This is a genomic window from Rhodanobacteraceae bacterium, from assembly GCA_016713135.1.
Classification (GTDB): Bacteria; Pseudomonadota; Gammaproteobacteria; order Xanthomonadales; family SZUA-5; genus JADKFD01.
Genome location: JADJPR010000002.1, coordinates 388,203 through 404,837, shown reverse-complemented (window position 1 = coordinate 404,837; position 16,635 = coordinate 388,203). Strand labels below are relative to the sequence as shown.

Genomic DNA, 16,635 nt, shown 5'->3' with positions numbered 1-16,635 from the left:
CTGATTCATGCATGATTTTGGGTCTGACCACCCTGGATGGCGCCTTGTCCGGCTTCACGTACGACTTTCACGGTGCGCGTCTGCGCAGCAACCGTCTGCTGGAGGGACTCCATCTGGTCTCCGAAGGTTCGGATGTGGATCTGCGCCTGCAGTTGAGCGATCCTCATGAAACAGGTGCCATCGGATCGCGGGGCACGGTGCTGCCGTGGCTGCCCCCTGGCCTGGATTGCCGGTTGGAGCAGACGTCCCCAATGACGCTGCATGTGTCGTCTGGCCTCCCCGAGAATGAAACCGATGGGCTGCTCTTCAGCGGCGTGCTGCCCTCGCTGCTGGCACACAGCGGCGCGCTGGTGCTTCGCGGCGCGGCGGTTCTGTGTCCGATGGGTGCGCTGCTGCTGGTTGGCGGCGCAATGGCCGGGAAGTCCACCGCGGCGGTCACCCTCGCTTGCCAGGGGTTCCCGGTGATCAGCGACGATGTCGTGGTGCTGCGCGAGGCAGACGGCGAAATTCGGGTGGCAGAAGGGCCGGCCTGGGTCAAGCTTTGGCCGGATGGTGCTGACGCCGGGAATGCCATTGGCGAGCCGGTTGGGCCAGTTCGGACCGGCCTCGGCAAGCAGCAATTCCGGCGTCCGCCATTGCCTCGGTCCGCCTCGCGCGCACAGCAGTTCCCGGTGGCGAGGGTTTGCCTGCTCAATCCGTGTGATGTGTCACGGGCGGTTGCGGCCCCGCTCTCGCCGCAAGCGCTGCTTGCTGCCCTCAGTGACTTTCAGAGATCGCCGGCCGGTCCGATTGGCAACAGCGCAAGGGCAGCCCAGTTCAGGATCCTGGCCGCGCTCGCGCGATTGCCGCAGCCGGTCGTGGTGCATCGCCCCAGCGAATTGCCGCTCTCGGCGGACTACGGAACAAGCTTGCGCCAGTTGCTCGTTCCAGGGGATGCCCGGTGAGTGGGATCGTGTGGTTGGCCTCCTACCCGAAATCGGGGAATACCTGGCTGCGACTGTTGCTGCGCCAGATCCGCAACAACGACCGTGGTCCGGTGCTTCTGAACGCGGTCGACGATTCGCTGATCGTCAGTCGCCGTGAGACCTTCGAGCGCGTGACCGGACTGGTGTCTTCGGAACTGCGGCGTGAGGAACTGGACCTGCTCCGGCCCAGGGTGCTCTGTACCATGGCGCGACAGTCGCCGGGCACGCTCTATCTCAAGGTGCACGATCGCTTCGAATCCCCTGCGTTGGGAACTGCGGTTCTGCCGGCCGATGTCCCCCAGATCGCCATTTACATCGTGCGCGATCCTCGCGATGTGTGCGTCTCGTTCGCGCATCACCTGGGCCTCGGGATCGAGGAGACGCTGTCCCGGATGGTCAACGATCGCCTGCATCTCAGTGGTGGTGCGGTCCCGCATGTCGACCAGTTCCCGCAGTGGCTGGGACGCTGGGACCTGCATGTCCAGAGCTGGGTTGATCAGTCCTCGGTCAAGGTGGAAGTCCTGCGCTATGAGGACATGCTTGCCGACCCCATGGACAGCGTTGGCCGGGTGCTGCGCGCGATCGGTCTTGACCCGGAGCCCGGGGTCGTGGCTCGTGCGGTTGAACAGTGCGCGTTCTCGCGTCTTGCCGAGAGCGAGCAACGGACGGGTTTCGCCGAGCGCCCCGCCCAGTCCGTGCGCTTCTTCCGCTCGGGAAAGGCGGGTGGCTGGCGCGATGCGTTGACGCCCGATCAGGCAGGCCGTGTGGTGTCGGAATTCGGCGATGTCATGCGGCGCTTCGGCTATCTCGAAGGTGAGCTGGATGCTCATTGATGTGGTTTATCACGTCCTTGCAGTCAACCACTGGCAGTCGGTGGTTCGCGAGCAGCTTGCACTGCTGCTCCCGAACCGTCGTATCCGCTCGTTGAACATCACCCTGGCGATCCCGCCGGCGCCCGTCCTGACCACGGCCTCCGGCCGGACCTTCCAGTTCTCCGGGGTGTCGCTGGAACAGCGCCTGCTCGCGATCGTCGCGGAAGTGCGCGCAGCCACGGTTGGATTCCGCCCGGCGGACAGCGCATCCAGCGCTGGCTCCGGGCCCTGTTCGTCTGCGCATCCCGAGATCAGGCGCCGTGCGATGGATGAGTTCGAGCATCCATCGATGGAGCGGGTGGACGCTCTTGCACGTGGCTCGGATGGGGTGATCCTGTATTGTCATGCAAAAGGTGTCAGCTACCGACCGCCAGAGCCACAGATCGAGAACTGGCGTCTGCACATGAACCAGTTGCTGGCCAATGCAGACCATTGGGCGCTGCGGCTGGCCGATGGCCCGGAAAATGTGGCGGGACCGTGCCTGCTGAATGATGACAGGATCGGCATTGCCTATTTCGCGGGTAACTTCTGGATGGCGCGCGCGGATTATCTGCGGGAACTTCCCGAATATTCTGGTTTTCGGCAATGCCCGCCGACGGGATGGCATGAGCCGAATAGCCGTTTTCTCGCTGAATTGGCAGTCAATCGCGGCGGAGCGATGAAGGCGCTCGCCGTCGATGGTCGCAGCTTCACCCTGGCAGATGTGAAATGGCTGGATTGAGCTTGCCACGCAGCGCTTGCGTCGGGCCGATGGCGATCGACTGCGCCGCATTCACGACTTTGCGATCGCTTTCCGGCGCCTTCGTGGGTAGTCGTGAAAACGCCGTCCGAGCATGATCCAGGAGCCTCGAGGAGTGGCCATGAAGAAGTTCCTGCACGTCGGTTGCGGTGACGCCACCAGGGAGCAGACGACCATCGGGCGCCGTCACCCGGAATGGTCCGAAGTGCGTCTGGATGTCGATACCGCCCTTTCCCCCGATATCCTTGCATCGATTGCGGACATGTCGGTGGTGCCGGATGCTGCATTCGATGCGCTGTATTCAAGCCACAACATCGAACATCTGTACGCGCACGAGGTTCCGCGTGCCCTCGCTGAATTTCGCAGGGTCCTCAAGCCCGATGGATTTGCGGTGATCATCTGCCCGGATCTGCAGTCGGTTGCGGCGCTCATCGTCGAAAACAAGCTGACGGAAGAGATTGCGCCGGGAATGCGGATTTCGCCGATGGATGTGCTGTATGGGGACCGATCGGCCATCGCCGATGGTCGTGGCTACATGGCCCACCATTGTGGGTTCACTGCCAAAGTGCTGCACATGAGCCTGTTCATGGCCGGGTTTGGCGCGATCAAGGTGGCCGCCAGGCCGGCGCCGTATTTCGATCTCTGGGCGCTGGCGACGGTCCGGCGCTGCGATGATGCGCGCCTCAAGGAACTGGTCTCGATGTACATCCCTGCCACGCGCTAGCGCGCCCTGAACCCTGCTGCACCCCGGGTGGCGCAAGCGACCGGGCACCACGACTACTCGGCCCCACCCATGACCGCATTCAACCGCACGTCCTGATGAAACAAGTCCTGCAGAACCTCAACGACGGCACCACGACACTGGTCGAGGTGCCATGTCCCGCAGTCCCTTCGCGAGGCTTGCTGATCTGCACCAGCGTGTCGCTGGTATCTGCCGGCACCGAAAGGATGATGGTGGCCTTTGGCAAGGCGAACTGGCTCAGCAAGGCGCGCCAGCAGCCCGACAAGGTGCGCATGGTGCTCGAAAAGGTGCGCACGGACGGGCTTCTGGCCACCGTGGATGCGGTACGCAGCAAGCTCGATCAGCCGCTGGCGCCTGGCTACTGCAATGTCGGCCGTGTGCTCGCCAGTGGGGGCGACCTTCCAGGCTTCGCGCCGGGTGATCGTGTGGTCAGCAATGGCAAGCACGCGGAGATCGTGACCGCGTCGGGCAATCTGTGCGCCCGCATTCCGGACGCGCTCAGTGACGAACAGGCGGCATTCACCGTGCTTGCGGCGATCGGCTTGCAGGGGGTGCGCCTGGTGCAGCCCACGCTGGGCGAATGCGTGGTGGTGACGGGTCTCGGGCTCATTGGCCTGCTGACGGTGCAGATGCTCAGGGCCAACGGCTGCCGTGTGATGGGCATCGATGTCGATGCGACGCGACTTGCGTTGGCAAGACAGTTCGGAGCGGAGGTGGTCGTCAACGTCGGTGCTGGCGAGGACGCACTGTCCGCGGCTGAGCGATTCTCGCGCGGACAGGGCGTGGACGCGGTGCTGTTGACGGCTTCCACCCAGAGCAGCGATCCGGTGCACCAGGCCGCCCGGATGTGCCGCAAGCGCGGACGGATCGTGCTGGTCGGTGTCACCGGGCTGGAGCTCTCGCGTGCCGACTTTTACGAGAAAGAGCTGAGCTTCCAGGTCAGTTGCTCCTACGGGCCCGGACGCTATGACCCTGCCTACGAGGAGCAGGGCCACGACTACCCGATCGGGTTCGTCCGGTGGACCGAACAACGCAATTTCGAAGCCGTGCTCGATCTCATGGCGGCTGGTTCCCTCGACGTGGGTCCGTTGATCAGCCACCGATTCGCCTTCACCGATGCCCCCCAGGCCTATGAACTGCTGGCGAGTCCCGAACCGTCGCTGGGGATTCTCCTGCGCTATCCGCCGGAGGACGCCGCGCCGGCGACGACCGTCGACCTCGTCAGCGCAGGGCCCGGGATCGCGCCGGCAGTCCGGCCCGGAGGGCAATGCCGACTCGCGGTCATCGGCGCTGGAAACTACGCTGGCCGTGTGCTGATCCCGGCGCTGCGCGCGGGCGGCGCCGTCCTGGATACCCTGGTCAGCGCACAGGGTGTGAGCGCGGCGCATTACGGACGCAAGCACGGGTTTCGCCGCGCCGGCACCGACGCCGCGGCCGTCATCGCCGCCGAGGACAATGATGCGGTGGTGATTGCCACCCGGCACAACGACCATGCGGCACAGGTGATTGCCGCATTGCGGGCCGGAAAGCACGTCTTCGTCGAAAAGCCACTGTGCCTGACCCTGGCAGAACTCGAGCAGATCCAGGCCGCCCTGGTGGGCGATGGTCAGCATCCTGCGCCGCTGCTGATGGTCGGGTTCAATCGGCGGTTTGCGCCGCTCGTCCAGCGCGCGCAAGCCCTGCTGGCGGGTCTGACGGCGCCAAGAGCCGTGTCGATCACGGTGAACGCTGGCGCGATTCCGCCGGAGCACTGGACCCAGGATCTGCGCATTGGCGGTGGGCGGATCGTTGGCGAAGCATGTCACTTCATCGACCTGGCGCGCCATCTGGTCGGTCACCGGGTCCTGCGCTGGGACCTGGTCGCACTCGACGGCGCGACGCGCGACAGCGTGTCGTTGCAGCTCCAATACCAGGATGGATCGATCGCCACGATCCAGTACCTGGCCAATGGCCATCGAGGCGTCCCCAAGGAGCGCATCGAGGTCTATTGCGGTGGACGGGTCCTGGGCATCGACAATTTCCGCAGCCTGCGGGGGCATGGCTTCGCAGGCTTTGGCAGCCAGGGGAGTTGGCGCCAGGACAAGGGACAGCAGGCCTGCGCGGCTGCCTTCATCCAGGCCATTCGCGAGGGCAAGGCGTCACCGATCGCCGCCGACGAGATTTTCGAATCGAGCCGAATCGCGATCGAAGCGCAGCAGCGCGCGCTTGCTGCACTGCAACCTTGAACCGGTCAAACCGCTGGCTGGCGGCCGGCATTGGCCCGGCGGGCGAGCATCCAGCGTACCGCGCGCCCAGGCAGTTGCAGGCGGACGAGGTGCCTGACCTCGAGGTCCGGGTTGTTGCGCAGGAACAGGCCGAACAGGTACTCGTAGACGAAGGGATGCAGGCAGGTCCGGCTGCCGCGGTGGTCCAGCCAGTGTGTTTCCAGGAGTCGCCGGCAGGATTCATCGGCACTCAGACTGGCATGCATGGCCGACAGGAACGCGTGGTAGCGGATGCAGGCGGGGCCGTCTGCCAGCCAGAAATTCCGCAGCACCGGAACCCAGCGCTCGTCCGGCTGCAGCCCATGGATCTCGCGCAGGCGCCGCAGGATCGCACCAATGGCGTTGTCGCTATTGCGCTGCAGTTCGTCGCCGCGGGCTTCGTTGTCGTAGATGTAGATGTTCGCCCCATCGGGATCGGCACCGATTGCGTCGCTGATCGCCGCCACCGTGAGGTCGGTCTTCTCGCGCAGCCGCCACGAAGTCACACCCCAGAAATCATGGCCAAGGTAATCGCGGGCAGCGAGGAGGTCGAGGATGATCCGGTTTTCGTACAGGGGATCGAGCGTGCCGTTGAAGTAGGGCACAGCAAGCGGGTCCAGTGCCGCCCGCTGGTCATCACGGAAAAAGACTTGAACGAGCCGGACGCTCTTCATCTCTCGGTTGATTCGTGCAGATCGGCGCGTGCGACTTCCATGGCGCCAATGTTGCCGCTGCGCGCCAATCGTGTCGACGCCCGGGCCGCCCCGGCCGTGGCACGCCCGGGGCAGGCGGGTGGCGCAGGTGCTGGATGACCTCGGTCTCGCGCTACTTCCACACCTTGCGCCACCTGAAGCCGGTTCAGTGGTATGGCCGGCTGTGGTTTCGCATTCGCCGCCCAAGGCCCAGGCTGGCGCCTGCGCCGGCGCGCCGCGCAGTTGCAACATGGTGCGAGCCCGCAGCGCGCGAGCCCTCCCTGATCGGTCCATCGCACTGGCAACTCGCATCGGATGAGGTACACCTGGATGGCGAAGGGGGCTGGCAGTTCCCCCGGCTCTCCGAGTTGCTGCGCTACAACCTGCACTATTTCGACGACCTCAACGCCACGGGTGCTGCAGGCCGGCGGGACTGGCATGCCAACCTGATCGCACACTGGATCGCCGGGAATCCCCCGGCACAGGGCGTGGGTTGGGCGCCTTATCCGACCTCGCTGCGGATGGTCAACTGGATCAAGGCGTCGCTCTCGGGCTTTGCGCTGCCGGCAGAGGCCATTCACAGTCTGGCCGTGCAGGCGCGCCAGCTGGAGCGCCGCCTGGAGTGGCATCTGCTCGGCAACCACCTGTTCGTCAATGCCAAGGCGCTGGTGTTTGCCGGCTGTTACTTCGACGGCGACGAGGCTGGGCGCTGGCGTACGACGGGACTTTCGATCCTGGATCGTGAGCTCGATGAGCAGGTGTTGCCCGACGGCGGGCAATTCGAGCTCAGTCCGATGTATCACGCGCTGGCATTCGAGGACCTGCTGGACCTGATCAACCTGGCCGGGGCCTTTGCAGGCGTCATTCCGCGGGCGACCGTTTCGCGCTGGCGCGCCGTCGCCAGCCGGATGGGTGCCTGGCTGGAGGCCATGTGCCACCCCGATGGGGAAATTTCCTTCTTCAATGATGCCGCCATGGGGGTCGCGCCGACGCCAGCCGAACTTTTCGACCATGCAGCGCGTCTTGGCGTTTCCTGGAGTGCGTGCGATACGGAACTGACGCACCTTGCGGATTCGGGGTACATCCGTGCGCAGCTGGGCGCCGCGGTGCTCCTGATCGACGTGGCGCGCATAGGCCCGGACTACCTGCCGGGTCACGCGCACGCGGACACGCTCTCGTTCGAGCTGTCGCTGGCCGGTCAACGGGTACTGGTCAACAGCGGAACCAGTTGCTACGGAATCTCGGCAGAGCGTCTGCGCCAGCGCGGAACCGCGGCGCATAACACGGTCATCGCCGGCGGTCTGGATTCGTCGGAAGTCTGGAGCGGCTTTCGAGTCGCCCGTCGGGCGCGTCCTTTGGGCCTGAAAATCGAGCGCGATGCCTCATCGATTCGCATCGAGTGCGCTCACGACGGCTACTGCCGCGACGGCCGGAAACTGATCCATCGCCGGGAATGGCGTCTGACCGCGGGGACGCTCGAAGTGTGGGACATGCTGGAGGGCGATCAGGTCGAAGGCGAGGCACGCTTTCACCTGCATCCGGATATCGGAATCAGTGCGCCTGGGCGACTGCAGGATTCCCCGTCTGGCGCGGCAATCCTGGCGCTGGGTGAGCAGTTGGGTCTGGTCGACAGTACCTGGCACCCGCGTTTCGGCACGACGGTTGCGAACCACGTCATCACCAGCGCCGTTCCCGCCAATCGGCGCGTCGGGATTTGCCTTGAGTGGAAGGCGCGGGCCAGCGGCGTTCGCGTCGAAATTCGCCATTGCCGCTGACGCGCGGCGCCCTTCGCAGCGATACTTCCCGGCTAAGCCGGCTCCGGGTCCCCACTTGCACATCCTGTTCCTGACCGACAACTTCCCGCCGGAAGTGAATGCGCCTGCCAGTCGCACCTGTGAGCACACGCGCGAGTGGGTTCGTGCCGGGGCAAAGGTGACGGTGATCACGGGGGCGCCCAACTTTCCGAAGGGCAGTGTTTTCCCCGGCTACCGCAATCGCTTGTGGCAGCGCGAGACCATCGACGGCATCGAGGTGATCCGCGTCTGGACCTACATCACGGCGAACGAGGGCTTCGCCAAGCGCATTGCCGATTACATGAGCTTCATGCTGAGCGCATCGCTCGCCGCGCTGTTCGTGCGGAAGGTCGATGTCGTCCTCGGCACGTCGCCGCAGTTCTTCACGGCGTGTGCCGGATGGTTCGTGGGTGCGGTGAAGCGGCGTCCTTTCGTCTTCGAACTGCGCGACCTCTGGCCCGAATCGATCAAGGCGGTGGGGGCGATGAGTCATTCGCGGGCAATCGCGATGCTCGAGCGCATCGAGTGGTTCCTGTACCGGAATGCCGCGCACATCGTCTCGGTCACCGAGTCTTTCCGCGCGCACCTGATGGCAGGGGGCATTCCCGCGGAGCGCATCACGGTGATCACCAATGGTGTCGACCTGACAAACTTCTCGCCGCGCGGCAAGGACAGCGAGCTGCAGTCGACGCTGGGCCTGGCCGGCGCGTTCGTGGCCGGGTACATCGGCACGCATGGCCTCGCGCACGGCCTCGGTACGCTGCTGGATGTGGCTGCAATGTTGCCGCAGCTGGCGGACGGGCGTCGATTGGTACTTGTGCTGGTCGGCGATGGCGCGGAGAAGCGCGCGTTGCAGCAGCGCGCGGCGCAAGAGAATCTGGGCAACGTGATCTTCGTCGACACGGTGTCCAAACAGGACATCGTGCGGTACTGGTCACTGCTCGATGCGTGCATCGTGCATTTGAAACGGACGCCGTTGTTCGAGACGGTGATTCCGTCGAAGCTGTTCGAAGCCATGGGAATGGGTGTGCCGGTGGTGTTGGGCGTTGCTGGCGAAGCGGCATCCATCGTCACGCGTGAAGCGTGCGGGCGGGTGGTGGAGCCCGAAAGCGTGGGTGCGATCGCGGCTGCGCTCTCGGAGATCGCGATGGATCCGGCGCTGGCCGCCGGTTTCCGCGACGCTGGCCTTGCGGCAGCCAGGAAATATGAACGCTCTGCGTTGGCAGCCCGCATGTTGGCGGTGCTGGAGGCGGTGGCAGGCAAGCCTGGGCACGACCGATGAGTGCGTGGCAGTTGTTGCTGCCATCCACTTGATCGACGGGCCAGGCGACCGGGCCATCGCTTGCACCGCTCAGGCGGTTGTCGGCACACTAGGGACTCTGTCTCTGTTACCAACTGGGAATCGGCATTGGGCTGGAACTTGGGGCTGGACCCATACGTAATCGCGGCGATGCTGACTGCCCTGGCAGTCGGTGCGGTCAGCTGTTGGTGGCTGATCGGGCACGCCGCGCGAATGGGGCTGGTCGACCACCCGGTCGGTCGCAAGGATCATGCGCACCCGACCCCCGTGGTCGGCGGCATCTCGATTTTCCTCGCGAGCTGCGTCGGCTGGTCGATGGTGCCTGGATTCACGCTCGGCAGCAGTGCGTTCGGACTGCTGTTGGCCGGCGCTATGCTGATCGCGGTCGGGATACTGGATGACCTTCGCGATCTCAAGTGGCACTACCGGATCCTGGTCCAGTCTGTAGCCGCATTGACGATCTGCTGGTTCGGCGCGGAACTGCACAGTCTCTCGCTTCCCGAGGCACGACCCGCGCTGTCATTGGGATGGGCGTCGATGGCGTTCACTGCGTTCGCGGTGGTCGGAATCATCAACGCCGTCAACATGATCGACGGGGTCGATGGACTGGCGGGGTCGATCGTCGCGGCAACCTTGATCGTCATCGCCGTGCTCGCTTTCTGGACCGGCCTCGCGCTCCTGGGGTGGCTGCTGCTGGTGGCCACCGTCGCGATTGCGGCCTACCTGATCTTCAATTTGCGCATCCCCGGTCGCCCCAAGGCGCTCACCTTCCTCGGCAACAGTGGCAGCGCATTGCTGGGCCTGCTGGTCGCCTGGTCGGCAATCGAACTGACGCAGGCGCCGTCCGCCCGGGTGACGCCATCGGTCGCACCCTGGCTGGTCGGCCTGCCGATCCTGGATTGCCTGACCCTCATCGGACGCCGACTGGCCGGTGGTCGTTCGCCGTTCTCGGCGGATCGCATGCACTTCCACCACTTGTTGCTCGATCGCGGATTCAGTGTGCCGCGGGTCGTTGTCGCCGGTCTCGTCCTGCACCTGGCGATCGCCGGAAGCGGACTTGGGCTGATGTTTCTGGGAGTTCCGGATCTGGCATTGATCGCCGGTTTCCTTGGCCTGCTTTGCGCATACGCGATCACTGTGTCACTGAACACGACCGGGCCCGCACTCCCGGCGACGGCAGTCCGCGGGGATCGCGACGCCAGCTGATGTTGCACAGGAAATTGTTGTAGGTTGGCGGCCCCCGGACGCAGGGCCGCTGTCGTTTGCGCGTTGAGAATTCCCGGTTGCATGCCGATCCGCATCCTCCCCGATCACCTGATCAACCAGATCGCCGCTGGCGAGGTGATCGAGCGCCCGGCGTCGGTGGTCAAGGAATTGGTCGAGAACGCGCTGGACGCGGGCGCCTCGCTGGTCGAGATTGACATCGAGGCGGGTGGGGCGAAGTTGATCCGGGTGGCCGACAACGGCGGCGGCATCGGCGTCGACGAGCTGCCGGTGGCGTTGTGCCGGCATGCCACGAGCAAGATCGCGTCGATGGACGATCTGGAGATGGTGCGCTCGCTGGGATTCCGCGGCGAAGCCTTGCCGAGCATCGCGTCGGTCTCACGCCTGACGCTGGCGTCGCGCCAGCCGGGTGCCGCGCACGGCTACGTGGTGGATGCCTCGGGCGGCCAGGTATCCGCGCCCCGAGCAGAAGCGATGCGACCGGGTACGCGGGTGGAAGCCTGGGACTTGTTCTACAACGTCCCGGCGCGGCGCAAATTCCTCAAGGCGGAGCGCACCGAGTTCGGCCACGTCGAGGACTGGGTGCGCTCGCTGGCGCTCGCGCGCACCGATGTCGAGTTCCGCCTGTCGCACAACGGCAAGGCGCAACTTCCTATTCGCGCCGCGGGCTCGGCGACCGATGTGCGCCAGCGGCTGCGCGCGGTCGTGGGTCCGGAGTTTGCCGAGCGCGCGCTGCAACTGGATGCCGAGGGCGCCGGGGCGCGGCTGCACGGCTGGGTAGGGTTGCCCACCGATGCGCGCTCGCAGGCGGACCAGCAGTATTTCTACGTCAATGGCCGTCTGGTGCGCGACCGGCTGATCGCCCACGCGGTGCGCCAGGCCTATGCCGACGTCCTGTTCCACGGGCGCCACCCGGCTTTCGTGTTGTACCTGGACATCGATCCGGCGCGGGTGGACGTCAATGTGCATCCGGCCAAGCACGAGGTGCGTTTCCGCGACGGCCGCGTGGTGCACGACATGATCTATCGCACCCTGCACGAGGCCCTGGCGGGGACGCGCGCGGGTGCTGCGGCGCCCGTGCCGGCGATGGCGGAGTCGCCAGTGGCCGGCCCGGTCACGGCATCGACGTCGGCGCCGGCTTATCGCCAGATGCCGATCAGCTACGCGCAGGCGGCCGAGCCGATGGCGGCCTATCGTGCGCTTTACGCAGTGCCTTCGAGCCTGCCGCCTGCTTCGACGACGGCCATGCCCGCAACCGATGCGGCCGAAGCGCCGCCGCTCGGATTTGCCCTGGCGCAGTTGCACGGCGTGTTCATCCTGGCGGAGAACGCCGCTGGCCTGGTGCTGGTCGACATGCACGCGGCGCACGAGCGGATCACCTACGAGCGGCTGAAACAGTCGCTGGGAGGCGCCGGTGTGCGCAGCCAGGCATTGCTCGTGCCCTTGCAGATTGCGGTATCGGAGCGGGAAGCCGACCTGGCTGAGGCCGCGCGCGAACGCTTCGAGGCGCTCGGATTCGACATTGCGCGCGTGGGCGTGGAGGCGATCGGCGTGCGCCGCGTGCCGATCGCGCTGGCCGACCTGGACATCGAGGCGCTGGTGCGCGATGTGCTGGCGGATCTGCGCCAGCACGGCAGTTCCACGCGCATCGAGGAGACCCGTAACGAACTGCTCTCGACTCTGGCCTGCCACGCGTCCGTGCGGGCGAATCGCCGCCTGAGCGTGCCCGAGATGAACGCACTGCTGCGCGACATGGAGGTCACCGAGCGCAGCGGCCAGTGCAACCACGGGCGCCCGACCTGGGTGCAACTCGACAAGGCCGCGCTCGACCGGTTGTTCCTGCGCGGTCGCTGAGCGTGGTGACTGTCCCGGTCAGGCTTCCACCGGCTCTGCGCTCACATGCACCGAATGGCTGGTCTCGATGCGCAGGCGAATCCGCTCGCCGGCTTGAACTTTGACCGGCGCCGCCAGCACGTAGACCGGATGCAACCAGTGATTGTCCGGCCGGTAGGTGGCCGGGTTGGTGGCGAGCAGTTGCCCACAACCAAGGTCGGCCTCGAACCAGATGGCCAATGCCTCCAGGGTACCCGCCCGGGTGCAATCGACGATCGCCGTCGCTGCCTCGCGCGGATGCGACGGCAGGGTCAGATCGAAGTCCGCGACGCAGTGCGAATCCCCCAGAGCGAGCCACTGGGTGATCTCAGCAGGCTTGATCTGCAGGCTGGCTGGTGACTTTCGCGATAGATCAGCGAGTGCCGTGAAGTCCACTCCGTAGGCATGTCGCCAGTTCTCGAGCACATCATCACTGACCCGCAGGCGGTCGCGGTACTTTGCCGGCAATTCGACGGGAAATGCGTGCACCCGCAGTCGTTGCGGAATCAGCTTCGCATCCGGCTTGAGGAAGCGGCGCACCGCGTCCGCCGTTGTTTCGAGGATTCGCTCCCCGAGCGGTTCATTCCCGATGATCTCGGAAACCAGCACATCGGCACGCTCTGGAACCTGGATCTGCGTCGAATATCCCTCGATCAGGCTGATTCTGTCGGCCACGCCGTTTTCGGCGAACGCCCTGCGGGCCGTATCGGCAATGTTCGTGGCTTCGATGGCATACACCCGGCGCGCTCCGGCCTTGGCTGCGGCAATTGCCAGCACGCCGGAACCGGTACCCAGATCGACCACCACGTCGCCGGGCTTCACGACGTCGGCAATCGCTCGCAGGAAGCGCTGGGTTCGCTCCCGGTCCTCCAGCATCTGGATGTGGATCGCGGGCGAGCCGAATCCAGCTACCGGATTCGCGCGCACTTCCAGTTCAACCGCCGCCGGGTCTTCCAGCATCCCATGCCGGTGCAGGAGCAGGAGCTGCTGGGTCAGCTCCATCCAGTCCTGTGCGCCAGTCAGGCGGCCGCGGAAATCAGCCAGCACCTCGTTCATGCTGCGCGGCGTGCGGAAAGCGTCAAGCAGGGCAAGGGTGTAGGGGCCGCCGCAGATCTCCCGTTGCCCCGACTTGAGCAGGAACTCGCTCGGCGACTGGCAAGTCACGCGCAATCCGCGGGCCACCCTCAGCCTGTCGCCTGGGTTCACGCGCGCGCTCCTCGGACAATTGACGGGCCCGCGAGTCTATACGCCCGGCCCTCAGCTGTGCCCGGTGATGATGTGGCAGACGCTCTCGGCCAGCGCGTCGGCAGGAATGCTGCTGGTTTCCAGCCTGATCTCCGGACTCTCCGGCGCCTCGTAGGGCGCGTCGATGCCGGTGAAGTTGGGGAGTTTACCGGCGCGGGCGCGGGCGTAGAGGCCCTTGCTGTCGCGCTGTTCGCAGACTTCGAGCGGAGTGTCGACGTGGATCTCGACGAACTCGCCTTCGGGGAACAGGGCGCGGGCCATCTCGCGTTCGGAGCGGTAGGGCGAGATGAAGCTGACCAGCACGATCAGGCCGGCGTCGGCCATCAGCCTGGCGACTTCGGCGACGCGGCGGATGTTCTCGACGCGGTCCTCGGGGGTGAAGCCCAGGTCCTTGTTGAGGCCGTGGCGGACGTTGTCGCCGTCGAGCAGGTAGGTGTGGAAGCCGAGCGCGTGCAGGCGGCGGTCGACCAGGTTGGCGATGGTCGACTTGCCGGAGCCGGACAGGCCGGTGAACCACAGGCAGCGCGGGGCCTGGCCCTTGATCCGGGCGCGGGCGTGGCGGTCAACCGCGAGGGTGTGCCAATGGATGTTGCTGGCACGGCGCAGCGCGAAGCTCAGCGTGCCGCAGGCGACGGTGGCGTGGGTCTGGCGGTCGACCAGGATGAAGCCGCCGAGCGTGCGGTCGTCGGCGTAGCGCTCGAAGGCAATCGGCGCAGCCAGAGTGAGCTTGCAGTAGCCGACTTCATTGAGCAGCAAGCGCCGGGCCGCGAGGTGTTCCTGGGTGTTGACGGCGACCTTGTGCGTGATGTCGCTGACCTGCGCACCGACCGTGCGGGTGGCGCTTTTCAGCCAGTACTGGCGCCCGGGCAGCAGCGGTTCGTCGCTCATCCACAGGATGTGCGCGGCAAACTGGTCGGCGACCTCCGGCGGGTGGCGCGCATCGGCGAGCACGTCGCCGCGGCTGATGTCGATCTCGTCGGCGAGCGTGAGCGTGACCGCCTGGCCGCGCTGCGCCTGCGGCAGATCGCCCGACGTGCCGATCACTCGCGCGATGCGCGTGCGCCGGCCCGACGGCAGCGCCACGACTTCCATGCCGGGTTCGGCGATGCCCGCCGCCAGGGTGCCGGAATAGCCACGGAAGTCGGCGTCCGGCCGGTTGACCCACTGCACCGGCAGGCGCAGCGCGCCCAGATCGTCCGCGTGGTCCAGGTCGGCCTGTTCCAGCAGTTGCAGCAGGTTCAGGCCGCGGTACCAGCCCATTGCGTCGGAGGCGCGGGTGACCCAGTCACCGTCGCGCGCCGAGATCGGCACGCAGCTGACCTTCTCGATGCCGAGCTTGCCCGCGAGTTCGCGGTAATCGGCTTCGATCGCGTCGAACACTGACTGGTCGTAGCCCACCAGATCCATCTTGTTGACCGCCAGGATCACCTGGCGCACGCCGAGCAGGGCGACGATGTAGCTGTGGCGGCGCGTCTGCGTCAGCAAGCCCTTGCGCGCATCGACCAGCACGATGGCGAGGTCCGCGGTGGACGCGCCGGTGGCCATGTTGCGGGTGTATTGCTCGTGGCCGGGGCAGTCGGCGACGATGAACTTGCGCTGCGCGGTGCTGAAGTAGCGGTAGGCGACGTCGATGGTGATGCCATGCTCGCGTTCGGCCGCGAGGCCGTCGACCAGCAGCGCGAAGTCGATGTTGTCGCCTTGCGTGCCGTGGCGGCGGCTGTCGCGTTCCAGCGCCGCGAGTTGGTCGTCGAACAGCTGCTGGCAGTCGTGCAGCAAGCGCCCGATCAGGGTGCTCTTGCCATCGTCCACGCTGCCGCAGGTGATGAAGCGCAGCAGCGACTTGCGCTCATGCTGGTGCAGGTAGTCGGCGATCTGCGCGCGGGTGTCCTCGGCGAGGGCGCTCATCAGAAATAGCCCTCCTGCTTCTTCTTCTCCATCGACGCGCCCGGATCGTGGTCGATCACGCGTCCCTGGCGCTCGGAGGTGCGCGCCTGCAGCATCTCGGCGATCACCGCCTCGATGCTGTCGGCGTCGGATTCGATCGCGCCGGTCAGCGGGTAGCAGCCGAGCGTGCGGAAGCGCACGCGGCGCATCTGCGGCACTTCGCCGGGCTTGAGCGGCAGGCGCTCGTCATCGACCATGATCAGCGCGCCATCGCGCTCGACCACCGGGCGCTCGGCGGCGAAGTACAGCGGCAGCACCTCGATGTTCTCGCGGTAGATGTACAGCCAGATGTCGAGCTCGGTCCAGTTCGACAGCGGGAAGGCGCGCACGCTCTCGCCGGGATGGACGCGCGTGTTGTACAGGTTCCACAGCTCCGGGCGCTGGTTCTTCGGATCCCAGCGATGACCCTCGCTGCGGAAGGAAAACACGCGCTCCTTGGCGCGCGATTTCTCCTCGTCGCGGCGTGCGCCGCCGATCGCAGCGTCGAAGCGGCCGGCATCCAGCGCCTGCTTCAGCGACTGGGTCTTCATGACGTCAGTGTGTACCGTGGCGCCGTGGGTCACCGGCGAGACGCCCTGGCGCAGGCCTTCCTGGTTGATGTGCACCCGCACATCGATGCCGTAGCGCTCCGGCAGGCTGTCGCGGAAGGCGATCATCTCGCGGAACTTCCACGTGGTGTCCACGTGCAGCAGCGGGATCGGCGGCTTGCCCGGCGCGAAGGCCTTGCGCAGCAGGTGCAGCAGCACCGAGCTGTCCTTGCCGATCGAATACAGCATCACCGGCCGCTGGAACTCGGCCGCGACCTCGCGGAACACATGGATCGCCTCGGCCTCCAGGCGGTCCAGATGGGTCAGGGGCGGCAGGGCGGTCATCGGGCGCGGGATGCGCGCGCGCGGGCGCACCACGGCCTCGTGGTCGGCCCAGTCATGGGATGGGCTGCGCGAACCCGCCCAGCCATCGGAATAAGTGCGTGTGTCCATGCCCGCATTGTTGCGATGCCCCGG

At 66.1% G+C, this 16,635-nt stretch carries 13 protein-coding genes; 9 read left to right on the top strand and 4 right to left on the bottom strand.

From position 1 onward, the window contains the following. Positions 1-11: 11 nt before the first annotated feature. The 5 genes from IPK27_04010 (at position 12) to IPK27_03990 (ending at position 5,543) form a co-directional block, all read left to right on the top strand. The gene (locus IPK27_04010; GenBank protein MBK8066803.1) at positions 12-944 is read left to right on the top strand and encodes a hypothetical protein; all 933 of its coding nucleotides are present in this window, start codon (positions 12-14) and stop codon (positions 942-944) included. Between the two features lie 14 nt (positions 945-958). Further along, on the top strand, positions 959-1,798 hold the full coding sequence (locus IPK27_04005; protein ID MBK8066802.1) for a sulfotransferase domain-containing protein: 840 nt from the start codon (positions 959-961) through the stop codon (positions 1,796-1,798). Beyond that, the gene (locus IPK27_04000; protein ID MBK8066801.1) at positions 1,788-2,558 is read left to right on the top strand and encodes a hypothetical protein; all 771 of its coding nucleotides are present in this window, start codon (positions 1,788-1,790) and stop codon (positions 2,556-2,558) included. Before IPK27_04005 ends, IPK27_04000 begins: the two co-directional genes overlap by 11 nt. Before the next feature lie 139 nt (positions 2,559-2,697). Continuing rightward, positions 2,698-3,300, top strand: coding sequence for a methyltransferase domain-containing protein (locus IPK27_03995; GenBank protein MBK8066800.1), 603 nt, complete (start codon positions 2,698-2,700; stop codon positions 3,298-3,300). Positions 3,301-3,395: 95 nt separating this feature from the next. Next, the gene (locus IPK27_03990; protein MBK8066799.1) at positions 3,396-5,543 is read left to right on the top strand and encodes a bi-domain-containing oxidoreductase; all 2,148 of its coding nucleotides are present in this window, start codon (positions 3,396-3,398) and stop codon (positions 5,541-5,543) included. Between the two features lie 5 nt (positions 5,544-5,548). Here the strand turns inward: IPK27_03990 and IPK27_03985 are convergent, their stop codons facing one another. Then, positions 5,549-6,235, bottom strand: coding sequence for a hypothetical protein (locus IPK27_03985; GenBank protein MBK8066798.1), 687 nt, complete (start codon positions 6,233-6,235; stop codon positions 5,549-5,551). 134 nt (positions 6,236-6,369) lie between these two features. On the opposite strand from IPK27_03985, the gene IPK27_03980 reads away from it, so the two are divergent. The 4 genes from IPK27_03980 (at position 6,370) to mutL (ending at position 12,424) form a co-directional block, all read left to right on the top strand. Continuing rightward, complete coding sequence (locus IPK27_03980) at positions 6,370-8,028, top strand: alginate lyase family protein (protein MBK8066797.1); 1,659 nt, start codon at positions 6,370-6,372, stop codon at positions 8,026-8,028. Between the two features lie 55 nt (positions 8,029-8,083). After that, the gene (locus IPK27_03975) at positions 8,084-9,328 is read left to right on the top strand and encodes a glycosyltransferase family 4 protein (GenBank protein ID MBK8066796.1); all 1,245 of its coding nucleotides are present in this window, start codon (positions 8,084-8,086) and stop codon (positions 9,326-9,328) included. A gap of 168 nt (positions 9,329-9,496) precedes the next feature. After that, positions 9,497-10,552 carry an undecaprenyl/decaprenyl-phosphate alpha-N-acetylglucosaminyl 1-phosphate transferase gene (locus IPK27_03970; protein MBK8066795.1) on the top strand — a complete coding sequence of 352 codons (1,056 nt, stop codon included), beginning with the start codon at positions 9,497-9,499 and terminating at the stop codon, positions 10,550-10,552. Positions 10,553-10,633: 81 nt separating this feature from the next. Further along, positions 10,634-12,424, top strand: a complete 1,791-nt coding sequence (gene mutL / locus IPK27_03965; protein MBK8066794.1) for a DNA mismatch repair endonuclease MutL — start codon at positions 10,634-10,636, stop codon at positions 12,422-12,424. Positions 12,425-12,442: 18 nt separating this feature from the next. Here the strand turns inward: mutL and IPK27_03960 are convergent, their stop codons facing one another. The 3 genes from IPK27_03960 to cysD form a co-directional block, all read right to left on the bottom strand. Further along, entirely contained in the window at positions 12,443-13,498 is a 1,056-nt protein-coding gene (locus IPK27_03960; GenBank protein ID MBK8066793.1) for a 50S ribosomal protein L11 methyltransferase, read from the bottom strand. Between the two features lie 201 nt (positions 13,499-13,699). Next, positions 13,700-15,592 carry a sulfate adenylyltransferase subunit CysN gene (gene cysN / locus IPK27_03955; protein MBK8066792.1) on the bottom strand — a complete coding sequence of 631 codons (1,893 nt, stop codon included), beginning with the start codon at positions 15,590-15,592 and terminating at the stop codon, positions 13,700-13,702. Then, the gene (gene cysD, locus IPK27_03950) at positions 15,592-16,503 is read right to left on the bottom strand and encodes a sulfate adenylyltransferase subunit CysD (protein ID MBK8066791.1); all 912 of its coding nucleotides are present in this window, start codon (positions 16,501-16,503) and stop codon (positions 15,592-15,594) included. Before cysD ends, cysN begins: the two co-directional genes overlap by 1 nt. Positions 16,504-16,635 lie beyond the last annotated feature (132 nt).